Raw genomic sequence first — 20496 nt, 5'->3', positions numbered from 1 at the left:
GGCAGCGCTTTGGCGACCCGTGCCTCTTTTCGGTCCCGGTCCCTCGCGGGCGCGTGTCTGCGCCGATCACACGAAGGCCGGGCCAGTAATTCGGCGGGCAATCTGGCCAATGGGGCCGGGAACAGGCGGAACAAGGATCCGGAATGTGGCAAGTTTCATCATTGGTTTCATGCCCAAGGCATGTCTCATAAGCATAGAATGCGTGCCCTAATCTCGCGCGCGACATTAATTGAAGCGCAAGGCAAGCACAAGCCCCCCGTCCCGCATTCTTTGCGGTTCGTGCCAATTCATGCGTTGCGCGCAAAGACGTGAAAAGGCAATGCCTCGACAAATCCCAATAATCCCCGCCTTTGCTCTCCGTGAGAGGCTTGCCGTGATTGATATTCGCAACAAGGGGAGCCTCCCAAATGATCAACCAATTCCCGACCAACCCATTTTCCATCCGCAACCATCGCCTCTTTACAGGAAATGAGCCTGTGCCATTTCTGCGTTCGCCGAACCAGTCGGGGGATTTTGCGCCGCGCGGCATCATCATTCATGATACCGCAGGCCGCCTCGACAAGGGCAATGCCGTTGGCTGGTTTCTCTCTTCCGAGGCCAGAGCGTCGGCCCATCTTGTGGTCGAGCGCGATGGATCCGTGACCCAGCAGGTGGGTTTTGAGCGTCGCGCCTGGCATGCGGGTAAAAGCAGCTATCAGGGGCAGAGGGACGTCAACGTCTTCGCCTTCGGTATCGAAATGGTCAATCTGGGCAAATGCAGCAAACAGCGGGACGGCTCTTTCCAGCCCTGGTTCAAGGGCTCCTACTGGGATGGGACCGACGGATTTTCCTTTTCCTTTGCCGCAAGCCGCGCCCACGGCAAGGGCTGGTGGCTCGACTATAGCTCCGCCCAGATCCGCACAGTCACACATCTTTGCGCCGCCCTCATCGGCAAATATGATCTCTCTTTCATTGCCGGGCATTGGGAAATTTCACCTGGTCGCAAGATCGATCCCAATCCGCTCTTCCCGCTGGATGCCCTGCGCACCAGATTGCTCGGAGCGGAGCGTGAGGACGAGGTTTCCTCGATCCTGCTTGCCGACGCCAATCTGCGCCGCTGGCCGTCCTATCATGACAATGTCATCGCGGTCTTGGCAAAGGGAACCCCCGTCGAGATCATCCGCTCGGGCCACTACAAGCCTCTGGGGCAGTCCGAGATTTGGCATCTGGTTGAAGCTGGCGATCAGCAAGGCTGGATCAGTGGCACATTGATCGAGGCTCCATGCTCGGCAACCCTTCACTAGTGCGGGGTGTCGGACTTGAAAAGCGCCTTGCCGGTGATCTTCAAAAAGACCGGCAAGGCGTTCCAAAGTCTCAGGCGCTCCAAAGTCTGGCATCAAGCTCCGAGAGTGGTTCGGAATAGCGCAGGATCGCGCGCGCCTGGACACTGTCCGTATCCATCTGCTTGATGAGACCATCCAGACCATTGAACTTCATTTCCGGGCGCAGATAGTCATGCAACACGACCCGGACTTCTTCACCATAGAGATTGTCGTCAAAGTCAAATACATGCACTTCGAAGACTCGCGGTCCGTTGTCGAACATCGGTCGACGGCCAAAGCTTGCCACCCCGTGATGCACCGAGCCATTGGCGCGGATGAACTTGACCGCATAGACCCCTTCGCACAGGCGACAATTGTCCGGCAGCGCCATGTTGGCGGTCGGATAGCCCAGCTTGCGGCCATTCTTGGCACCATGGATCACCACGCCGGAGAAGAAAAAGCGATAGCCAAGCAGCCGGTTGGCTGTCTCGACCACCCCGTCCTCAAGCGCCTGACGCACGCGGGTCGAGGAAACGGCGTCCCCTGACCGGTCCGTCTTCATGTCGACGATGGTTACGTCAATGCCCTGCGCGGCACCCTTTTGCCTGAGATAATCGGGATTGCCGGTCCGGTTCTTGCCAAAATGGAAGTCATACCCCGCGATCACCTGTTTGGCGTCAAGGCCTTCGATCAGCATGTCATGGAAGAACTTGTCCGGTGACTGGGAAGAAAAGGTCTGGTCGAACGCCATCGAGATCATGCCGTCGAGCCCCAGTGCATGGGCGATTCTGGCCTTCTCCTCGTGTGGCGTGAGGCGGAATATGGGTCTGTCCGGGCGGAACAGGGTTCTCGGGTGTGGCTCGAAGGTCAGCGCAATGGCCTTCAACCCCTTTTGTCTGGCTTCCTGAAGCGCATCTTCGAGTACCGCCTGATGACCGCGATGCATGCCGTCGAAATTGCCAATGGCGACAACGCCCCCCTTGAGCTGATCGGGCAATGGCTGCTCAGGGTGCTTGATATCAACAAAAGACGATGTCATGGCCATCATTTCAGGCGGCTCCATGTTGCTGGACGCATGGTCCGTGATGCTTCACAAGGAAGGGCGGATCGAGAAAATGCGCTGAGAAATGTGCGGCGAAGGTGCACAACTCCTGGCCCGAGGTCAAGAGCATGATTTGATATAGCGCTTTCCGGGATCAAATCAAGGAATGATCTGACCCGGTTAACTGAATGATTTCAAGGCACGGTCTTGAACAATGGGCTATTGATAGACCGGCTTGGGAAGCGGCTGCAAATTGCCGGTCTTGACCGGTTGGACATTCGGTTGAGCGCCAGATTTGAGCGGTAGATCTCCGGTCTCGGGAGCAAAGCCCGCCGGGCTGATCTCGATTACCGGGTGCGAAGAGGTCGTGTAATAGGCAAAGCCTGTTGCCATGACGGTTTCGCCATTGCGCAGCTCGGCCAGATAGCGGCAGGTGCCGCCTGCCTGACATCTGGTTCGGTCCGCTGTTGACGCCTTCAGGCCAAAGGAAACATGCTTGACGCCCGGAGCCGCCACGATCTCGACGGAGCGCAACGTGCCCCTTGCTTCCTGCAAGGCCACGAAGACCACATCGCCGCTTCTTGCTGCAAAGCCCCACTGAACCTCACCGGTGATGGTCGGTTCGGACGAGAGGACATCGCCCATGTCTCCCATGCTGGTTTCGATGCTTTGGCAACCTGCCAGCACCATCGCAAGACTTGCGGCAGACAGCAGAAAACGCATTGAGCTTCCCATGATGACCTCTTTTCGTTCAGGCAAAAGCGGCGGCTCGCAAGGCGTTCTCACATTCCGCTTCTCTATAACAAAGACCTCTCGCATTTCTATAATGTGACAGACGTGGTTGCCAGTTTTTTTTATCCCATGAGACTTTGCAAGGGCGAAGGCTCAAGGAAGGGTTGCAAAAGGACGGGATTGATCGAATTGGGGCTATACAGCACGCCACAAGCCGTTTAGGGTGGGCCTTCCGAACAACACGCAAGGGTCCAGAACCGGGCGAGTGCGGCGCTCTGCCGCCAACTGGGAGGGCTATCGCCTTTTCCCGTCGAACGGTTGATCTACTGGACGATTTTCAAATTCTGGTGACACCATGACGAACCGGCCACAAGGGCAGGGGGGGAAACCCGACACCGAAATTCTGTCAAGCCCGGAGACACGTGACAATCAAGTCGCTCCCATTTCCTGGGGAGAGGAATTCAAGGCAACACTCAGCCTTGCCTGGCCGCTCGTTCTGGCGCAGTTGGCCCAATTCTCTCTTCAGATTACCGATGTCATCATGATGGGTTGGCTCGGGCGTGAAGCTCTGGCCGCCGGATCGCTGGCCGCCTCCCTGTTGCACCCCACTGCCGTGTTCGGCATTGGTGCCTTGACTGCGGTCAGTCCCATGGTCGCACAGTCAATCGGTGCCAAAGACATCACATCGGTGCGCCGTTCGGCCCGTCAGGGCATCTGGGTCGCCGGTCTGGTCGCTGCGGTCATCATGGGCATTCTCTATCAAAGCGAGGTGATTTTTGCCTGGGGTGGTCAGATGCCACACATCGCAAGAGAAGCGTCCGGCTATCTTGATTATGCGGCCTTGGGTGTTTTCCCCTCGCTCGGTTTCGTTGCCTTGCGCAGTCTGGTTACCGCTCATAGTGAAACGCGCATTATTCTGGTGACAACCATCGCCAGCTTCTTTGTCAATTTTGCAGGCAACTATGTGCTGATGTTCGGCAAATTCGGTTTTCCGGCTCTCGGTCTTGCGGGGGCTGGCATTGCGACATCCATCGTCCAGACCTTCGTCTTCATCCTGCTCGTGCTTTATGTCGCCTTCAAAGAGAACTATCGCAGATATGACATTTTTGCCCGTTTCTGGAAGGCAGACTGGCCGCGCTTTTTCGAAATTCTGCGCGTCGGCATCCCGATCGGCCTGATGGTCATGGTGGAAGTCGCCTTTTTCGCTTCCGCCGTCTTCCTGATGGGCTGGCTGGGCACCGATCAGATGGCCGCCCATACGGTGGCGGTTCAGCTTGCCTCGCTCGCCTTCATGGTGCCGCTTGGCATGAGCCAGGCGACAACGGTGCGCACCGGCCTTGCCTATGGCGCACGTTGTTTCGAGGGCATAAGGCGGGCCGGGTGGATCTCTGTTGTCATCGTGGGGCTGTTCAATTCGATGAGCTGCGCCAGCTTCCTTCTGTTCCCGCATTTCCTGATCAGTCTTTACCTGGACCCGAACGATCCGGCCAATGCTGTGCCCTTTACCTTGGCCGTGAGCTATCTGCTCTATGCCGGTTTCTTCCAGCTGGTGGATGGATTGCAGGCCATGATGGCCGGTGCCTTGCGTGGTCTCAGCGACACCAAGATACCGATGATCATCGCGGTCGTTGGCTATTGGCTGTGCGGGCTGCCCATTTCCTATTTCTTCGGTTTCACGCTTGGCTGGGAAGGGGAGGGGATCTGGCTGGGGCTGGGCATTGGTCTGGCCGTCACCGCCGTCGCGCTGGCCTATCGCTTCATCAATCGCGAAAAACTGGGCCTTGTCGACGGGATGAGGCCGGTTCGTGTTGCAGCCTGATCCCTCGGCGGGGTCAGCTCGAAGGGCGGCACCTGCGAATAGGGGCCTTCGGCACACCTGACCTCTGGCGCGGGGCATTTTGAATGCCTGTGGTCAGCTCTCAATCCTTGTGTCATGATCGCGGCCCGCTCCGAAGCGATCTGAAACAGGGAGAATGACGAATGACCAGAAGAATCGGGATCCTTCTTTATGAGAATGTCGAAGTGCTCGACTTCAGCGGTCCATTCGAGGTATTCACGACCGCCGTTCGCGTGGCCGAAAAGCTGGGCGAGAGTTTCGTCTATCAGCCTGTGCTGATTGCCTCCTCCAGTGAACCGGTTGTGGCAAGGGCTGGCTATCGCGTCCTGCCTGATCATGACTTTGCCACCCATCCGGCCCTTGACTGCCTGCTCGTGCCCGGCGGGGTGCATGAGCCCCAATTGGAAAATGGCCCTCTTCTTGACTGGATCAGAAAACAGGCCTCTGACCTGTCCCTGCTCGGCTCTGTTTGCACGGGTGCCTTTCTTCTGGCCGAGGCCGGGCTGATCGATGGCAAGACCGTCACCACCCATTGGGAGGACATCCCAGACTTCAAAAAACGCTATCCGGCTATCCATGTTCATGAAAGGGTTCGCTGGGTCGAGGATGGCGCTCTTGTCACCTCGGCAGGCATTTCCGCAGGCATCGACATGGCTCTCTATATGGTAGAGCGGCTTCATTCGCGCGCGCTGGCGGAACAGACCGCCGGCCAAATGGAATTTGACTGGACGCGCTCGGGCTATCAAACCGCCTGAGCGCAGCCGGTCTTTTTCAAGAGCAGGATCAAGCCGCTGGCTTTTTGGGAGCCATGACCTTTGCTTCACCGCAAAGAACGACTTGCCCATCAACCTCGGCGAGACATTCCAGCGTTACACGACGTCCCTTGTCCGACATGTCCTTGACCGTCGCGCTGACTTTGACATTGTCGCCGGGACGAACAGGGGCCTTGAATTGCAGTGTCTGGGAAATATAGATGGCCCCCGGACCAGGCAAACGCATTCCCAGAATGGCCGAGAACAGGCTGGCGGTATAAAGTCCATGAGCGATATTGCCGCCAAAACGACTGGCCTCGCCATAGGCCTTGTCCACATGCACCGGATTGTGATCTCCCGAAACAGTGGCAAATGCCGCGATATCCTCATCGCTGACGATATGGTTGAAACTCTCGCATTGCCCGATAAAGGTGTCCTCGTAATAGACGGTTCTGGCGCTGACGCCTTCCAGTGGTGCCGACATGATCCTCTCTTTTCCCCTTCCTCAAGGCCGGTCTCCCCATGGCTCAGACTTGGCACCGGCCCTTCCTGATCAAGAGATGTATCGATTAGTCGGAACTTTTGCAATGCAGCAATTGTGCGCATGTGCAGCACAAATATCGTGTGGCGACGCTGCGACCAAAACAACCGGGGTGATAAAACACTAACAATGCACCGGGCTCCCGGTAGAGGGATAGAAGACGCGGTTGAACAGATTTCCCGTTCTTCGAAAAATCAAGCTGGCTGCTTGTATAACTGTCTGAACAAAAGGTCTTTTATGGTTAATCGAAATAAAGGTTAGTGAACTCTGAACGAATTACTACGACTCAGTAAATTTTGAAGCAAATTCCGATATTTTTCTATCAAAACGGGTGTATTTTGACCCAGACGAAAGTTTTGGCTGTAAGTGCAATTAACCGGTTTTTTAAATCCTTGGGCTAGTCTGTGTTTCAGGTCAGGGGAGTAGAATCCCTGAACAAGAAGTAAGACCAACAGTCTAAAAAGTCGAAAAATCCGCAATGCCAATGCGGAAACGCAGTGTGAGTTTGGAGTAAACAAATGGCCCTCGATCTTTCTATGCCGGTTCTGGTCGTCGACGATTACAAGACCATGATCCGCATTATCAAGAATTTGCTGAAGCAGCTGGGTTTTGAAGATGTAGATGATGCCGCTGATGGCACCGAGGCGCTGGCCAAGATGCAGGATCGCCGCTACGGTCTGGTCATTTCCGACTGGAACATGGAACCAATGACCGGTTACGAACTGCTCAAACAGGTTCGGGCAAGTGACAGCCTGTCGAAAACACCATTTATCATGGTGACGGCGGAATCCAAGACTGAAAACGTGATTGCTGCCAAAAAGGCCGGTGTGAACAACTACATCGTTAAGCCGTTCAACGCAGCGACCTTGAAAACCAAAATCGACGCAGTCTTCGACAACTAAAGCCGCGTAGATCTGTTTCGGCAGGATCGCCGCGTGGATTGGGCGATGCCGGAATGAAGAGTTTTTGATTGTTTGGTTGGGCCAGAGAGCCGGGCTTGCATGCCCGGCGCGCTCTCTGCAAAAACAAACACATCCATCCCGGCGCAGAAAGCAGCCGGAAGATGAAACAAGCCCAGACCGAATCTGTCTGAATGGGCAAGCTCCCCGCTGATACTTGCAACGGGGAAACGGGAACGCCTGTCTTCTGTTGGGTCATCGCAACGGAAAAGGCGCTTTAGGTGATCAGGACCATAGAAGCCAGAAACGCTTCGTCCGTTCAGCTAAAAGAGGATGAATTTACCCAGAAGGGACAGAAAAATGGTGAAAGCAGACCAGATCAGTGCAAACAAGGTTGCGCAACTTGTTGCTTTTCTTGAAGAGAATAAAGGGCATGAGGTGTCCTTGAATGATATCATGTCTTTGGCCGAAATGATGGCCGATAGCCTTGATTCCTATTTGCAGGCCATGGATCAGTCGCTCTATCAGGAGTTCACCGCCATTGCGAACGAGATTTCCTCGATGAAAACGGAGATCGCTGCGTTGCGTCCGGCCGAGATGCGCCATGCTGCCATCCCCGATGCGGGTCGCGAACTGGACGCCGTCGTTGAGGCAACCGAGTCGGCAACCAACGTTATCATGTCTTCGGCTGAAGAAATCATGGGCGCTGATACCAGCGACAGTGATGCCTATCAGGCGTTGGTCAATGACAAGATCATCGAGATTTTTGAAGCCTGTTCCTTCCAGGACATTACCGGTCAGCGTATTTCCAAGGTCGTCAATGCCTTGAACGCGATCGACAAACGCGTATCCACTTTCATCGAGCGCATGAAAATGCAGGATGTTGCAGACGCCGCGATCGAGGAAACCGAAGAAGATCGTCGCAAGCGCGAACTCATCCTGCACGGACCTCAGCATGCAGGCGAAGGCGTTGACCAAAATGAGGTGGATGCCATGCTGGCCGATCTCGATTTCAGCAACAAGAAGCTGAAAGACGATAAGGATGACGGCGAGAGCAATCAGGACGATATCGACGCACTGTTCGGCTGATCGGCCAACAGGACAAGTGACATGTGGGAGCGAGGACATGAAAGGCCGGATCATTCGATCCGGTTTTTCTGTTTGGGGGCCGGGGAGTGCGAGCCTTCCCGCCGTTTGTCCGCAAACAGGCGGGCCCCCGCTCGGTGAGACCCCGGACGGACACTTCCTAGCCGAAAGACTCCCGACACATTTGGCACGCGGGCCAATGTCTGGCCTGCCGATCCGGGGAGCATTGCAAGACAGTGATGGAAATCCGAGGGTTGCGAGGGCCTCGCGGGCGCTGGCCAAGGCTTCAGAGAGAATGCCGCCAAAGCCAGTGACACTTGAGAGCTGCTAATCTCGTTTTGATCGTGACTCACGCGGAGACTTGATCCAGTTCATCGCAAGCCAGAAGACGCCGATAGCGAGGACGATACCGAAGGCAACCCAGTAGATATTCGCAAACATGTCTTCCCTCCAAGCAGTTAGACGTGGAAACAAGTCTAACATGATTCAACTCTGAAACATACGCATCGATAGATGAGCCTTTGTTATCTCCTCAGATGGGGATTTTCTGTCTGGCCGGCTGGAAGGTTGACCGAGAAGCGAGTGTGTCTCCTGCCTCACAAGCGAGAAAAAGGCCCTTGCAGGATTCTGCAAGGGCCTTTCCTTGTTAGGGTGCAAATCCTTACATGTTAGGATAGGTCGGTCCCCCGCCGCCTTCTGGGACTGTCCCAAGATAGACCTCGCAGCCTGGCTGCGAGATCAGTCTATCGGCGAAGAATGTGATATTTCCGTTCGGGGCTTTGATGTCACCAGACAGGCCTTGCGGCAAGGCCGCAAGACAAGCCTATCGCGGCAAGATGTGTGACATCCTTACATGTTGGGATAGGTCGGCCCCCCGCCACCTTCTGGGACTGTCCCAAGATAGACCTCGCAGCCTGGCTGCGAGATCAGTCTATCGGCGAAGAATGTGATATTTCCATTCGGGTCTTTGATGTCACCAGATAGGCCTTGCGGCAAGGCCGCAAGACAAGCCTATCGCGGCAAGATGTGTGACATCCTCACATGTTCGGATAGGTCGGCCCCCCGCCGCCTTCTGGGACTGTCCATGTGATATTTCCGTTCGGGTCTTTGATGTCACACGTCTTGCAATGGACGCAGTTGGCTGCGTTGATGACATAATTCATCTGGCCGGGATTGGCGTCATCCTCGACCCATTCATAAACACCTGCCGGGCAGAAGCGTGCGGACAGTCCGCCATAAACGTCATGCTCTGAGCTTTTCTGCAAAGCCTCGTCCTTGACCACCAGATGGCAGGGCTGATCCTCTTCATGATTGGCCCCGGACAGATAGACAGAACTGAGGCGATCAAAGGTCAGGACACCATCCGGCTTTGGATAGTCTATCGGCTTGCATTGGGACGCGGGCAGGGTGCTCTGGGCATCCGTCTTGCCATGCTTCATGGTGCCGAATGGCGAGAAGCCGAACAACTGATTGAGCCACATGTCGAGCCCGCCGAGCCCAACGCCGACAAACAGGCCGAATTTCGACCAAAGCGGTTTGACATTGCGAACCTTGACGAGATCCTTGCCAATCGGGCTCTTGCGCCAGCTCTCTTCAAAGGCGACCAGATCATCATTGGCGCGGCCTGCCTTGAGCGCATCGACAAGCGCGGATGCTGCCAGCATGCCCGAATCCATGGCGTTATGGATGCCCTTGATGCGGGCCACATTGATGAAGCCAGCCGCACAGCCGACAAGTGCACCACCGGGGAAGCTCAGACGCGGCACTGATTGATAGCCGCCTTCTGCGATGCATCTCGCACCATAGGCAACCCGCTTGCCACCAGCAAAGACATCCTTGACCAGCGGATGGGTCTTGAAGCGCTGGAATTCCTCAAACGGTGAGAGATAGGGGTTTTTGTAGTTGAGATAGACCACAAGCCCCACAGCCACCTGATTGTTTTCCATATGATAGATGAAGGAGCCGCCACCCGTGCTGTTGTCCAGTGGCCAACCGAAGCTGTGTTCGACCAGACCTTCCTGATGCTTGGCCGGATCGACATCCCAGATTTCCTTGATGCCGATGCCGAATTTCGGCACATCGCAATCCTTGTCGAGGCTGTATTTGGCGATCAGCTGCTTGGCGAGCGAGCCGCGCACGCCTTCCCCGATGAGGGTATATTTGCCGAGCAATTCCATGCCCCGCATATAGGTGTCCTTGGGCTGACCATCCTTGTCAATGCCCATGTCGCCGGTGGCAACGCCCCGAAGCGCACCGTCCTCGTCATAGAGCAACTCGGCGGCTGCAAATCCGGGATAGATCTCGACGCCCATGCCCTCGGCCTTTTCGGCCAGCCAGCGGCAGAGATTGCCAAGAGAGATGATGTAATTGCCATGATTGTTCATGAAAGGCGGCATCAGCAGACCGGGAATGGACATCCCTCCTGTCGAGCCCAGAAGACGAAATCTGTCTTTCTTGACAGCCACTTTCAGCGGGCAGCTGTCATCCTCTTTCCAGTCCGGGATCAGACGGGTGAGCGCCGCCGGATCGATCACGGCCCCTGAAAGGATATGCGCGCCAACCTCTGAGCCTTTTTCAAGCACCACCACCGAGATGTCTTCGCCCGCTTCTTCTGCCAATTGCTTGATGCGAATGGCCGCAGACAGGCCAGCAGGCCCCGCGCCAACGATCACAACATCAAATTCCATGCTTTCCCGCTCGGGAAGTTCCATCATCTCTGTCACCTGCCGGTCCTTTTCAGTCTTCAGTCGAAGGAGATCCTATCGACAGCATTTGCAGTTGGCCCTATAAGAGTATCATTAGCGGAAAGTGAAGACCGAATCCAAGTGTTGAATATGCATAATATGGTGACAACAGCTCATGATCTGAAAGCGCTCCTCGAATGGTACGAGGCGGTGGGTGCGGATTGTGCACTCGATGATGCGCCGCAAAATCGCTTTGAGGAGAGTCAGGCTCACGCAAGATCACGGCAGGCAGTCAAATCTGAAAAAATGTCACCAAAAGGGCAGTCTTCCTCCGCTTCTAGTCCTTATGGAAGGCTAAACCCTGAGGCCCCTTCGGATCAATCCCGCCCTTCGTACAATGCTGCATCGCACAATGATGTGCATCAGGCTGGCTCATCTGCCCCAAATCAGGCTGGCGGCGAGGGGGCTCCGGCTCCAAGGCAGGCTGCGAGAGTCGGAGTGGTGGCCTCCGTTGATGATACCCGCGAGATCGCCCGTCAGGCCAGAAGCCTTGAAGAATTGCACAGGGCCGTGGCTGCCTTTGACGGATGCAGCCTGAAGCTTTCGGCCAAGTCGCTGGTCTTTGGCGACGGCAATCCAGATGCCGATGTGATGTTTGTCGGCGAAGCGCCGGGCCGGGATGAGGATTTGCAAGGCGTGCCCTTTGTTGGCCGGGCCGGGCAATTGCTCGACAAGATGATGACCGCAGTCAATCTGGATCGGACCAATTCCTATATCACCAATATTCTGCCATGGCGTCCGCCGGGCAACCGCAAGCCCAGTCTTGACGAACAGGAATTGATGCAACCCTTCATTCACCGGCATATCGAGCTGGTCAACCCGAAAATCCTGGTCTTTCTGGGTGGCACCGCAGCTCAGCAATTGCTTGGATCGAAAGACGGCATCATGCGTCTGCGGGGACGGTGGAAAAGCTACGCGGTCGGTGGCTCCGATCTGCCTGAACGCGACATTCCGGCAATGGCCACGCTGCATCCGGCCTTCCTGCTGCGCACCCCCGCCCAGAAGCGTGCCGCCTGGCAAGATCTGCTGGAAGTCGCCGCCAAGCTCAAGATGCTTGCAAAGGAAAATGGCTAGCCGCCATTGGCAAAGATCAAGCGGTGCCGTGCAATGACGTGAAGCACTGCAACTGCCCTCAATTTTGGGTGTGTGGCTGCAAAATGCACAATTTGATAGAGTGGCTCCCATGGCTCAACTCATCAAAATGCTGCTGCTTGCCTTTCTCTTCACGCTACCGTTCGAGGTCGCCATGGCGCAAAGCTGTGCGCGCCAGAAAACCTGCTCTCAAATGAAGAGTTGCAAGGAAGCAACCTACTATTTCAAGGTCTGCGGGCACAGCCGCCGAGACGGTGACAATGATGGCATTCCTTGCGAAAAACTGTGTGGCAAGACCATGAGCCAATATAAAAAGCGTCTCGCCGCAGGTCGCTAGAGCATGCCGGACTTGAGGTCCCGCTTCAGGCTTACACCTTCCATCCTTCATGCGGAATAGCAAGACAGTGATACAATGTCGCGTGGCAATGAAGCCTTTTGGCCCCAGCGGCAAGCTGTGCTATTGGCTCGCGAGGGAAACGGTTTCCCTCTTGCTTTTATTCCATCGGATAATCTGGATTTTTGACATGAAACTTTTGAGAGTTGTGCTCGTGCTGTCTTCCCTGTTGCAGCTTTTCCTTTTCTATCAATTGCTTGCCATGCCCGAAGCGATCATTGCCGGTTTTGGCATTCCTGAAAGTGCCTCGGCGGAAATGATCGCCCGCCGCGCAGGCATCCTGTTTCTGGTGGCCGGTCTGTTCGGGCTTGTGATGGCCTGGAAAGTGAAGGGTCGGCAGCTCATGGCCCTGAGCCTGGTCATGGCCATCGGCTGGCTTGCCATGGCGTCGGAAAGCGCATTTGAATGGAGCCGAGGCTTTGCCGGTGATGGCACCTTGATGCCAATGGGAGCCGAAGCATTGTTCGGCCTGCTTATGCTCTTGGCGTGCCTTCGCATGCTGTGGATGGAAAAAAGGAAGTAGGCCGCCTCCGTTCACGCCCGCCGCCATTTTCCTGGCGGGTTCATCGCCCAAAAGCTGCCATGCCGAAACACAAATAGAAAAGCGGGCCATGTGATGCCCGCTTTTTGCTGCCTGAAGGCGAGATGAGAACACCGATTGGCTCTAGCTCCAGCCGCCGCCATAGGTGCGATAGAAGATATGCAGGCCGATCTTTTTGAGCTTTTTCATAGAGCTCGCCCACTTCGGACGCACATAGGTTGCGTGGTAATGGGTAGAAGAACCGACAGATTTCAGCCAGACTTCTTCCTTCACAACCCGGTTGGCGATATCCCATGCCAGATCCCATGCTTTCTTGGAGCGCACGCGGTCAGCGATGCCGTCACAGGCAAAGGAGAATTGGCAGGCATTGCGTTTGTGCTGATTCTGGTAGACCACGCCGCAAATGCTGTTCGGATAGGTCGGGTTTTTCACCCGGTTCATGACCACCTGCGCGACAGCGATCTGACCGTCTTCCGGCTCTGAGCGGCTTTCGAAATAAATCGCATTGGCAAGGCAGGTTTTCTGCTTCTTGGTATAGGAAGATTTCGGGATCTTGTTGGTGATCCAGTCATGCTCACCGCGAGCGTCGATCTTGGCCTTTTTCGGGCTTGAGAAATTGAACCAACTGGCCCAGCGAGACTTTTTCTTTTCCTTGTCGTCCGTATCACCGGACAGGCTGGCTAGCTGCAATTCCGCCCGGCGGGCCTGGCTTTTGGCCAGCGTCAGTGGCACGGTCTTTTTTGTGTCCTCTTCGCTTGCGGCCTCTGGTGACGACGCAAGTTCAGGTTCGATATCGGCAACGATAGGCGAGATGTCGAGCGGTTTGCTGACCTTGATCACTTTCTCCGCCTTGGCAACCTGTGTTGTCAGTGGCACGCGTGGCCGCGGCAGGGCCTCTATCGGGGCAATCGAGGCAAAGCTTTCTTCGGCGGCCGGGACCGCCTGATCCGCTCCACTGCTGGCGAGCCTCTTGTTATAGGCTTCAACCGCACCAAGAACGGTAAGCGGACCATCGTCCACTTCTGTCACGTCCGTCTGATCCGTCAGAATCGCAGAAAAGGGCGCATCAAGACTATCCTCGGGAGATGGCGCATAGGCCAGCGCCTCGCCGGTCGAGCCGGTCACGACAGGGTCCACGCCCTGTTGCGTGATTGCCGGGTCGGTTTCGTTTTGCGCGTAAAGGGTTGGCGTATCTTCAACCGGAGAGACTTGCAGCAGGAAGCTCTTGGCATCCGCCATTGCCATGCTCAGGTCATCGGAAGGAGCGAAAGCGATTTTGGGGAGCTGGACATTATCCTCGTCGGAAAACAGGCTCGGCATCGACCAGACCGCGCCAGACCAGTTCAGCGAAATCGGACGCCTGCCATGGGCGACCTTGAAAGGCTCCCATTTCCAGGACTTGCGTCGATCCGATTTGGCTGCACGATTGACCGTGAAGCCTTCTTCCAAATCCAGAAAACTGGCGACCGCATAAGGATCTCTTGCAGGGCCTTTGACGGGGGCAGGGGCATCGATTGCCGCCTCGGAAAGCTGGACATAGGTTTGCGATTGAGGGATCGGGCGTGACCTGGCTGCCGATCTGGCAACCGCCAAACGCTCCTTGGCCAGTTGTTTGTCTGCCAAGGTCTGCGCTTCGACGACTTTTATTGCATTTTGCAAACTGCCAGAGCTGCCTTCAAGAATCGCCTTTGTCCATGCCTGTTGCTGAAGGGACAGCAATCGTTTCTCTGACACCGCATCTTCATGCAGGGATTGAGCTGAAGCGAGCACCAGACTTGACCCGATAAACAGGCAGTTGGTCAGACTGAGGCATTTCTTGCCGAGCGTGGCTTTCGACATTCTGTCACCAATTACCAAATACGCAACTACTACACTCTATCGCGAGATCCAGAAAAACGCAGAAATCGCGAACGCACCGTGCCTGCTGCAAATCCGGGAAACGCGAGATCCCGAAAAACATCGCCGCAAAGTCCCATGATCCACAGACCACGGAAACAACACTTGGTGTAATAATGCGCTATTAACCTTGAGAGAGCGTTAACGTGAAATTGTCCCGTCAGGATTGGCTAAAGTGCCAATGAGGCGAACTGAGGGCGATGGGGCAAACGCATCCCTTTGCCTGATGTTTCGGGAAATCGGCTTCGGGAAAACCGAGCCCCTTGCACGATCCTTATGACGGGACGGGCGCGCAGCCGCAGGCGGCATCCAACAGCAGTGGAAAAAATAAAAGGCCCGGACCGATATTTCAGGTCCGGGCAAGTAAACCCGCAAGTCCACTCAATTGTTCAGGCTCAAACCAGCAAAGAGCCCTTTGACAAAAGGGGGCGCTTGTCAGAACAGTCCCCGCAGAAAGTCCGCACTACACCTAGAGCCAAACAAGGTGACGCTCCCCTGAGAGTCTAGCAGGTGATATAAATCTAACTGATCGTCTTGATCAAATCACCCTAAATTTTTGTTTTTCTCATGTAGAATCGTCCTATTTTATGATTTTTTCATCTTGAAAAGACTTCGCAAAAAAAATTTTCTAGTTATTTTTAACGAATCCTCACCAAATCCGTAATAAATGCGTGTCCGATACGATTTGTCTACACAAATCAAATCGCAATTTGTTTCTGTTTTTTTAGCTGTCGCCTGATTAGAAGCGCTTCAGGTAATTTGGGGTAACGATTTACTATATTGAACAACTTGGACCGGAAAGGCGTTCGAGGAAGGTTTTACTCAGAATTTGATCTGCTTTGAAGGGACCTTTTGCCTGATCGATTTCCGTTTCAATGTCGACTTGGGCAAGACCAACCTCGCCAAATTTCCGACGGATGCGGTCCGCCAGCCAGACTTTCTGTTGGCTCTCTCTCAAAGCGGCGAGTTTCTGCTCTGCCTTCAGGTATCGCAAATGGTCATCGACGCTGACGGTCAATTGCTCAAGACCGATTGCCTTGAGTGCGGAAATGAGAAGCACCGGAACCCGCCAATGGGCAGCGCTTGATTTGGAAAGGGAGAGCGCCCCTTCGACATCGGCTTTCGCACACCGAGCCAGCCCCTCCATGTCCGCCTTCGTTACCGCTATGATATCGGGCAGCTCCATCACGCCAGCCTTCATGAATTGCAGGCTGTCGCCCGATCCGGGCTGGATGCACAGAACGACGCTATCGACGGCAAAGGCGATGTCGGCTTCGGATTGACCGATCCCGACGCTTTCCACCAGAACCCTGTCGAACAGGGCCCGCATCAAGACGATTGCGGCCACCGCTTCATGGGAGAGGCCTCCCAGCCGGTCCCGCGCCGCCATGGATCTGACGAAAATATTCTGATCAAGCGGATCGGTGTCGAGCCTTGTCCTGTCGCCCAGAAGAGCCCCCATGGAAAAGCGCGAAGACGGATCGACCGCGAGGACGCCAACCCGCTCTCCATTCTTGCGCCATTGCCGGATGAGGGCATTGATGAGCGTCGACTTGCCGACGCCCGGAGGACCGGTGAGTCCGACCACATGAGCCGTTGCACAGGCCACCGCTTCATCCAGAAGCGTCGCGACCTCCTGACTGCCATCTTTCGCTTCGATCTGGCTGAGGGCTCTTGCGAGCGCCTTTTTCCCGCCCTGACGGATCGCCTCGAGGTGAAGCGTCGGGGCGCTTGATGCTTCTGTTTCCGGGGCCATGATGCACTGCTCCAACAGGGGTGAGTTTCCTTCGCATAGCATAGGAAAAATCAACCTGCCAAAGCGACGATAGACTTAGAAACAAAGTCCGAGGCGCTTGCCTATAGCCACAATTTTGCACTTTGCCAGATGAGGGAAAGGCCCCAGACCGAGAGAATGAGGCCCGACAGAAAGTCGATCAGGCGCATGAAATGGTCTGATATCAGCCCCCGGATGAGCGACGTCATGCCAACCAGAATGAACCACCAGAGCGCGGAGCCGGAAAACACCCCGAAGACCAGCCAGTAAGCTGCGCCGGGACCCTGTTCCAGGCCCTTCGACAGGCCCGAAATCATGCCGATAAAGGCGATGATGGTGGCCGGGTTTGAAACCGTCAGCAGGAAGGTGGTCGCGTAGGCTCTGAGTGGAGCCTGAGCCGAGGGAGCCTTGGCCGGATCGTGAGGCTGGCTGTCGAAGCCTCTGAGGAACGTTGTCACGCCCAGATAAAGAATCAACAGGCCACCGCCGAGCCGCATCCAGTCCCCATGGCTGACAAGCAGGCCGGAAATCGCCAGCCCGGTTGCCGCGATAATGCCATACATGCCATCCGCGGTTGCCGCCCCCATGCCGGTGGCAATGCCGACAAGCTTGCCTTCACGCAAGGTGCGCCGAATGCATAACAGTCCGATGGGCCCGACCGGTGCCGCAATGGCAAGGCCTATGAGGCCACCTTGAAGAAAAATTCCTGACATGATCACGCTCACACCAAACAAAAAGAGCTCCCCGATCTGGCGGTTTGGCCGCCGACATCGGGGAAGCAAGGCTGCTAATTTGCAAGGCAAAGTTTAGTCTTTGTGCAGAAGATGCGCAATAAGTTGCGGTTTGTTTGGCGAAAATACCAAAATCATGCGGAAATTTTACATTCATCAGGATATGTTGCGGAAGGGCCTGTGCAAGACCTGCTTGCCACCGCAAATCTTGCGGCGCTGCTCCATGCTTCGAACAGGCCTGACGCGCACGTCCCCCGGCATATGTCGGAATGTGAGTGCAAAAAACAGACAGGCGTCAGGTGTAGGCGTAAAAAAGCGGGTGCAAAAAGCAGACGCAAGCAGGCGGCGTCAGAAGCAGGCGTCAGGTCAGGGAGATCCGGGCTCAGGACGGCGATTTGCAGTCATGCTCCCGAACCCGATAGCAGGATCATGCCCTAGTTGAGCTGCCGCAAGGTGGCCTGCGCCGCCGAAAGACGGGCGATTGGCACACGGTAGGGTGAGCAGGAAATATAATCCAGCCCGACCTGTTCGCAAAAGGCAATAGAGGCCGGATCACCGCCGTGCTCGCCACATATGCCAAGCTTGATGTCCGGTCGGGCAAAGCGCCCGCGCTCGGCCGCGATCTCGATCAGTTCCCCCACACCTTCGATATCAATCGAGATGAAGGGGTCCTGCTCCAGAACTCCTGCGCGGATATAATCGGCGATGAAGCGTGCGGCATCATCGCGGCTGATGCCATAGGTCGTCTGGGTCAGATCGTTGGTACCGAAAGAGAAGAATTCGGCACTCTCGGCGATCTTGCGAGCCTGCAAGGCGGCCCGCGGCAGCTCGATCATGGTGCCGACCTTGTAAGCAAGCTCCCGCCCCATTTCCTTCATCACCGCCTTGGCCGTTGAATCAATCCTGGCCTTGACGAATTCGAGCTCTTCCTGGATCGAGACAAGCGGGACCATGATTTCCGGCTCCGCAGGGGCTCCTGTCTTCTCGGCCGCCTTCAGGGCCGCTTCGAACATGGCACGCGCCTGCATTTCGACCACTTCCGGTCTGGAAATGGCGAGGCGACAGCCTCTGTGACCGAGCATCGGGTTGAATTCATGCAAAGCATTGATCCGGTCGGTCACGATTTCCACATCAAGCCCCAGAGAGCGGGCCATTGCGGCAATATCCGCAGGCTGGTTGGGAAGAAATTCATGCAAAGGCGGATCAAGCAGGCGGATAACGACAGGCATGCCGGCCATGGTTTCGAACAGCGCCTCGAAGTCGGCCCGCTGAAGCGGCAGCAGCTTGTCCATCGCTCGCTTGCGATCATCTTCCGACGTGGCAATGATCATTTCGCGGAATACCGAAATGCGGTCATCCTGAAAGAACATGTGCTCTGTTCTGCACAGCCCGATGCCTTCGGCACCGAAATCGCGGGCCGCCTTGGCGTCTTGCGGTGTGTCTGCATTGCAGCGAACCTTGAGGCGTCGGATATTGTCCACCCAATCCATCAGGGTAGCGAATTCCTCGCTCAGTTCCGGGTTGTGCATCTGCACGTCGCCATTGAGCACATCGCCCGTGCTGCCGTCGATGGTAACCAGATCCCCCTTGCGCAGCAGCTTGGAGCCCACTTTGACGCATTGATTGTCATAGTCGATATTGAGGGCGCCAGCGCCTGTGACACAGGGAATGCCCATGCCGCGTGCCACCACCGCAGCATGGCTGGTCATCCCGCCGCGTGCGGTCACGATGCCACGGGCAATATGCATGCCGTGGATATCCTCGGGGCTGGTTTCAACCCGCATCAGGATGACCTGACGACCGTGATTGACAAACTCCTCGGCGTCTTTCGTCTGGAAAATGAGATGTCCGGACGCGGCACCCGGTGAAGCGGCCATGCCCTTGGCGAAAATGTCGCGCTTTTCGCTGTCCGAGATGGTCGGATGCAGCAGTTGGTCGAGCGAACGCGGATCAATCCGGTTGACCGCTTCGGCCTCCGAGATCAAACGTTCCTTGGCCAGATCCACCGCGATGCGCAAGGCTGCCTTCGGACTCCTGTTGCCAGCGCGGGCCTGCAACATCCACAGCTTGCCATCCTCAATGGTAAATCCGAGTTTCATCATGTCCTTGTAGTGATGCTCCAGCTTGTCGCATATGGCCACGAACTCGCGAAACTGTTCGGGCAGCGCTTCCTCCATGCTGAGCTCTTCGGAGCCATGATTCTTTCTTGTTTCCCGCGTCAGGGGCAGGGGCGGACGGTTGCGGGCGAGCATGTCCTCGCCATGTGCATTGATAAGGAAAGACCCGTCATAAGCCTTCTCTCCCGTCTCGGCATTGCGGGTAAAGGCGGTTCCGACAGCCGAGCGTTTGTTGATATTGCCAAACACCATGGCCTGGATTGTGGCAGAGGCACCCCAATCCTCGGGGATGTCATGTAAATGGCGATAGGTGATGGCGCGGGCATTCATCCAGGAAGAAAAGACGGTTCCGACGGCATCCCACAATTGCCGCTCCACATTCTGCGGAAAAGGATCATCAAGCTCGTCAAGGATCATCGCCTTGAAAGAGGTGATGACCAATTGCCAGTCCTTGGCCGACATGTCCGCATCAAGCAGAATATCGCGCTCGTCCTTGTAGGCCTCGATGATCTCCTCGAATTCGACCTGATCGATGCCGAGCACGACATCACTATATTTCTGGATGAAGCGGCGGTAATTGTCATAGGCAAAGCGGGCATCGCCGGTTTGACGCGCCAGAGCCTCGACCGTTTCGTCATTCAGGCCAATATTGAGAATGGCTTCCATCATGCCGGGGATGGAGGTTCTTGCGCCGGACCGGATGGACAGCAACAGAGGCGACTTGGGGTCGCCAAAGCCCTTGCCGGTGATCGTTTCCACAAAGCGGATTGCATCCTCGATCTGGGCTTTCAACCCGTCAGGAAACTGATGCCCGTTGGCGAAATAGGCGTTGCACAGGTCTGTCGAGATTGTGAAACCGGGGGGCACAGGCAAGCTCATATTGCTCATTTCCGCCAGATTGGCCCCCTTGCTACCCAGCAGATTGCGCATGGTTGCATTGCCATCGGCGGAACCGCCACCAAACTTGAAGACCCATTGATGCGCCTGACCCATCGTTCCGTTCCTTTTCACGTTCAG

16 protein-coding genes are annotated in these 20496 nt (G+C 55.8%); 8 read left to right on the top strand and 8 right to left on the bottom strand.

The genetic code is table 11. From position 1 onward, the window contains the following. The first annotated feature begins 407 nt into the window (after positions 1-407). A complete protein-coding gene (locus tag ACHZB8_RS15060) occupies positions 408-1283 on the top strand; it encodes an N-acetylmuramoyl-L-alanine amidase (protein WP_316861514.1) in 876 nt (291 codons plus the stop codon). A 70-nt stretch (positions 1284-1353) separates the two neighbouring features. Here ACHZB8_RS15060 and ACHZB8_RS15055 read toward each other — a convergent pair whose 3' ends face one another. Continuing rightward, the gene (locus tag ACHZB8_RS15055) at positions 1354-2349 is read right to left on the bottom strand and encodes a bifunctional riboflavin kinase/FAD synthetase (RefSeq protein WP_316861512.1); all 996 of its coding nucleotides are present in this window, start codon (positions 2347-2349) and stop codon (positions 1354-1356) included. Positions 2350-2562: 213 nt separating this feature from the next. Further along, positions 2563-3078 (bottom strand): hypothetical protein, encoded by a 516-nt coding sequence (locus tag ACHZB8_RS15050; RefSeq protein ID WP_316861510.1) that lies wholly within the window; start codon positions 3076-3078, stop codon positions 2563-2565. A gap of 352 nt (positions 3079-3430) precedes the next feature. Between ACHZB8_RS15050 and ACHZB8_RS15045 the strand changes: the two genes are divergently transcribed. Both ACHZB8_RS15045 and ACHZB8_RS15040 read left to right on the top strand, forming a co-directional pair. Continuing rightward, the gene (locus ACHZB8_RS15045) at positions 3431-4894 is read left to right on the top strand and encodes an MATE family efflux transporter (RefSeq protein WP_316861509.1); all 1464 of its coding nucleotides are present in this window, start codon (positions 3431-3433) and stop codon (positions 4892-4894) included. Positions 4895-5055: 161 nt separating this feature from the next. Then, a complete protein-coding gene (locus tag ACHZB8_RS15040) occupies positions 5056-5667 on the top strand; it encodes a DJ-1/PfpI family protein (protein ID WP_316861508.1) in 612 nt (203 codons plus the stop codon). A 28-nt stretch (positions 5668-5695) separates the two neighbouring features. Here the strand turns inward: ACHZB8_RS15040 and ACHZB8_RS15035 are convergent, their stop codons facing one another. Continuing rightward, positions 5696-6148: a MaoC family dehydratase gene (locus tag ACHZB8_RS15035; protein WP_316861507.1), complete on the bottom strand. Its 453-nt coding sequence runs from the start codon at positions 6146-6148 to the stop codon at positions 5696-5698. A gap of 575 nt (positions 6149-6723) precedes the next feature. Here ACHZB8_RS15035 and ACHZB8_RS15030 point away from each other — a divergent pair. Together ACHZB8_RS15030 and ACHZB8_RS15025 are read left to right on the top strand one after the other, a co-directional pair. After that, positions 6724-7107, top strand: coding sequence for a response regulator (locus tag ACHZB8_RS15030; protein ID WP_114009869.1), 384 nt, complete (start codon positions 6724-6726; stop codon positions 7105-7107). Positions 7108-7464: 357 nt separating this feature from the next. Beyond that, positions 7465-8193, top strand: coding sequence for a protein phosphatase CheZ (locus tag ACHZB8_RS15025; protein ID WP_316861505.1), 729 nt, complete (start codon positions 7465-7467; stop codon positions 8191-8193). A 1034-nt stretch (positions 8194-9227) separates the two neighbouring features. On the opposite strand, the gene ACHZB8_RS15020 is transcribed toward ACHZB8_RS15025, so the two are convergent. Beyond that, positions 9228-10913 (bottom strand): electron transfer flavoprotein-ubiquinone oxidoreductase, encoded by a 1686-nt coding sequence (locus ACHZB8_RS15020; RefSeq protein ID WP_316861504.1) that lies wholly within the window; start codon positions 10911-10913, stop codon positions 9228-9230. 111 nt (positions 10914-11024) lie between these two features. Between ACHZB8_RS15020 and ACHZB8_RS15015 the strand changes: the two genes are divergently transcribed. The 3 genes from ACHZB8_RS15015 (at position 11025) to ACHZB8_RS15005 (ending at position 12943) form a co-directional block, all read left to right on the top strand. Beyond that, the gene (locus tag ACHZB8_RS15015; protein WP_316861502.1) at positions 11025-12008 is read left to right on the top strand and encodes a uracil-DNA glycosylase family protein; all 984 of its coding nucleotides are present in this window, start codon (positions 11025-11027) and stop codon (positions 12006-12008) included. A gap of 109 nt (positions 12009-12117) precedes the next feature. Beyond that, complete coding sequence (locus tag ACHZB8_RS15010) at positions 12118-12363, top strand: excalibur calcium-binding domain-containing protein (RefSeq protein ID WP_316861500.1); 246 nt, start codon at positions 12118-12120, stop codon at positions 12361-12363. Between the two features lie 187 nt (positions 12364-12550). Then, positions 12551-12943, top strand: coding sequence for a hypothetical protein (locus ACHZB8_RS15005; protein WP_316861498.1), 393 nt, complete (start codon positions 12551-12553; stop codon positions 12941-12943). Between the two features lie 141 nt (positions 12944-13084). Here ACHZB8_RS15005 and ACHZB8_RS15000 read toward each other — a convergent pair whose 3' ends face one another. From ACHZB8_RS15000 to ppdK, 4 genes are all read right to left on the bottom strand, one after another. Continuing rightward, the gene (locus ACHZB8_RS15000) at positions 13085-14800 is read right to left on the bottom strand and encodes a cell wall hydrolase (RefSeq protein WP_394706207.1); all 1716 of its coding nucleotides are present in this window, start codon (positions 14798-14800) and stop codon (positions 13085-13087) included. A gap of 832 nt (positions 14801-15632) precedes the next feature. Beyond that, positions 15633-16613, bottom strand: a complete 981-nt coding sequence (gene meaB / locus ACHZB8_RS14995) for a methylmalonyl Co-A mutase-associated GTPase MeaB (protein ID WP_316861497.1) — start codon at positions 16611-16613, stop codon at positions 15633-15635. 101 nt (positions 16614-16714) lie between these two features. Further along, positions 16715-17344 carry a LysE family transporter gene (locus ACHZB8_RS14990; RefSeq protein WP_316861496.1) on the bottom strand — a complete coding sequence of 210 codons (630 nt, stop codon included), beginning with the start codon at positions 17342-17344 and terminating at the stop codon, positions 16715-16717. A gap of 452 nt (positions 17345-17796) precedes the next feature. Further along, positions 17797-20472 (bottom strand): pyruvate, phosphate dikinase, encoded by a 2676-nt coding sequence (gene ppdK, locus ACHZB8_RS14985; protein ID WP_316861495.1) that lies wholly within the window; start codon positions 20470-20472, stop codon positions 17797-17799. Between the last annotated feature and the right edge of the window lie 24 nt (positions 20473-20496).

It is taken from the genome of uncultured Cohaesibacter sp. (assembly GCF_963556055.3).
Taxonomy (GTDB): Bacteria; Pseudomonadota; Alphaproteobacteria; order Rhizobiales; family Cohaesibacteraceae; genus Cohaesibacter.
The sequence above is the reverse complement of the archived record's forward strand: the minus strand, read 5'-3'. Positions and strand labels throughout refer to the sequence as shown.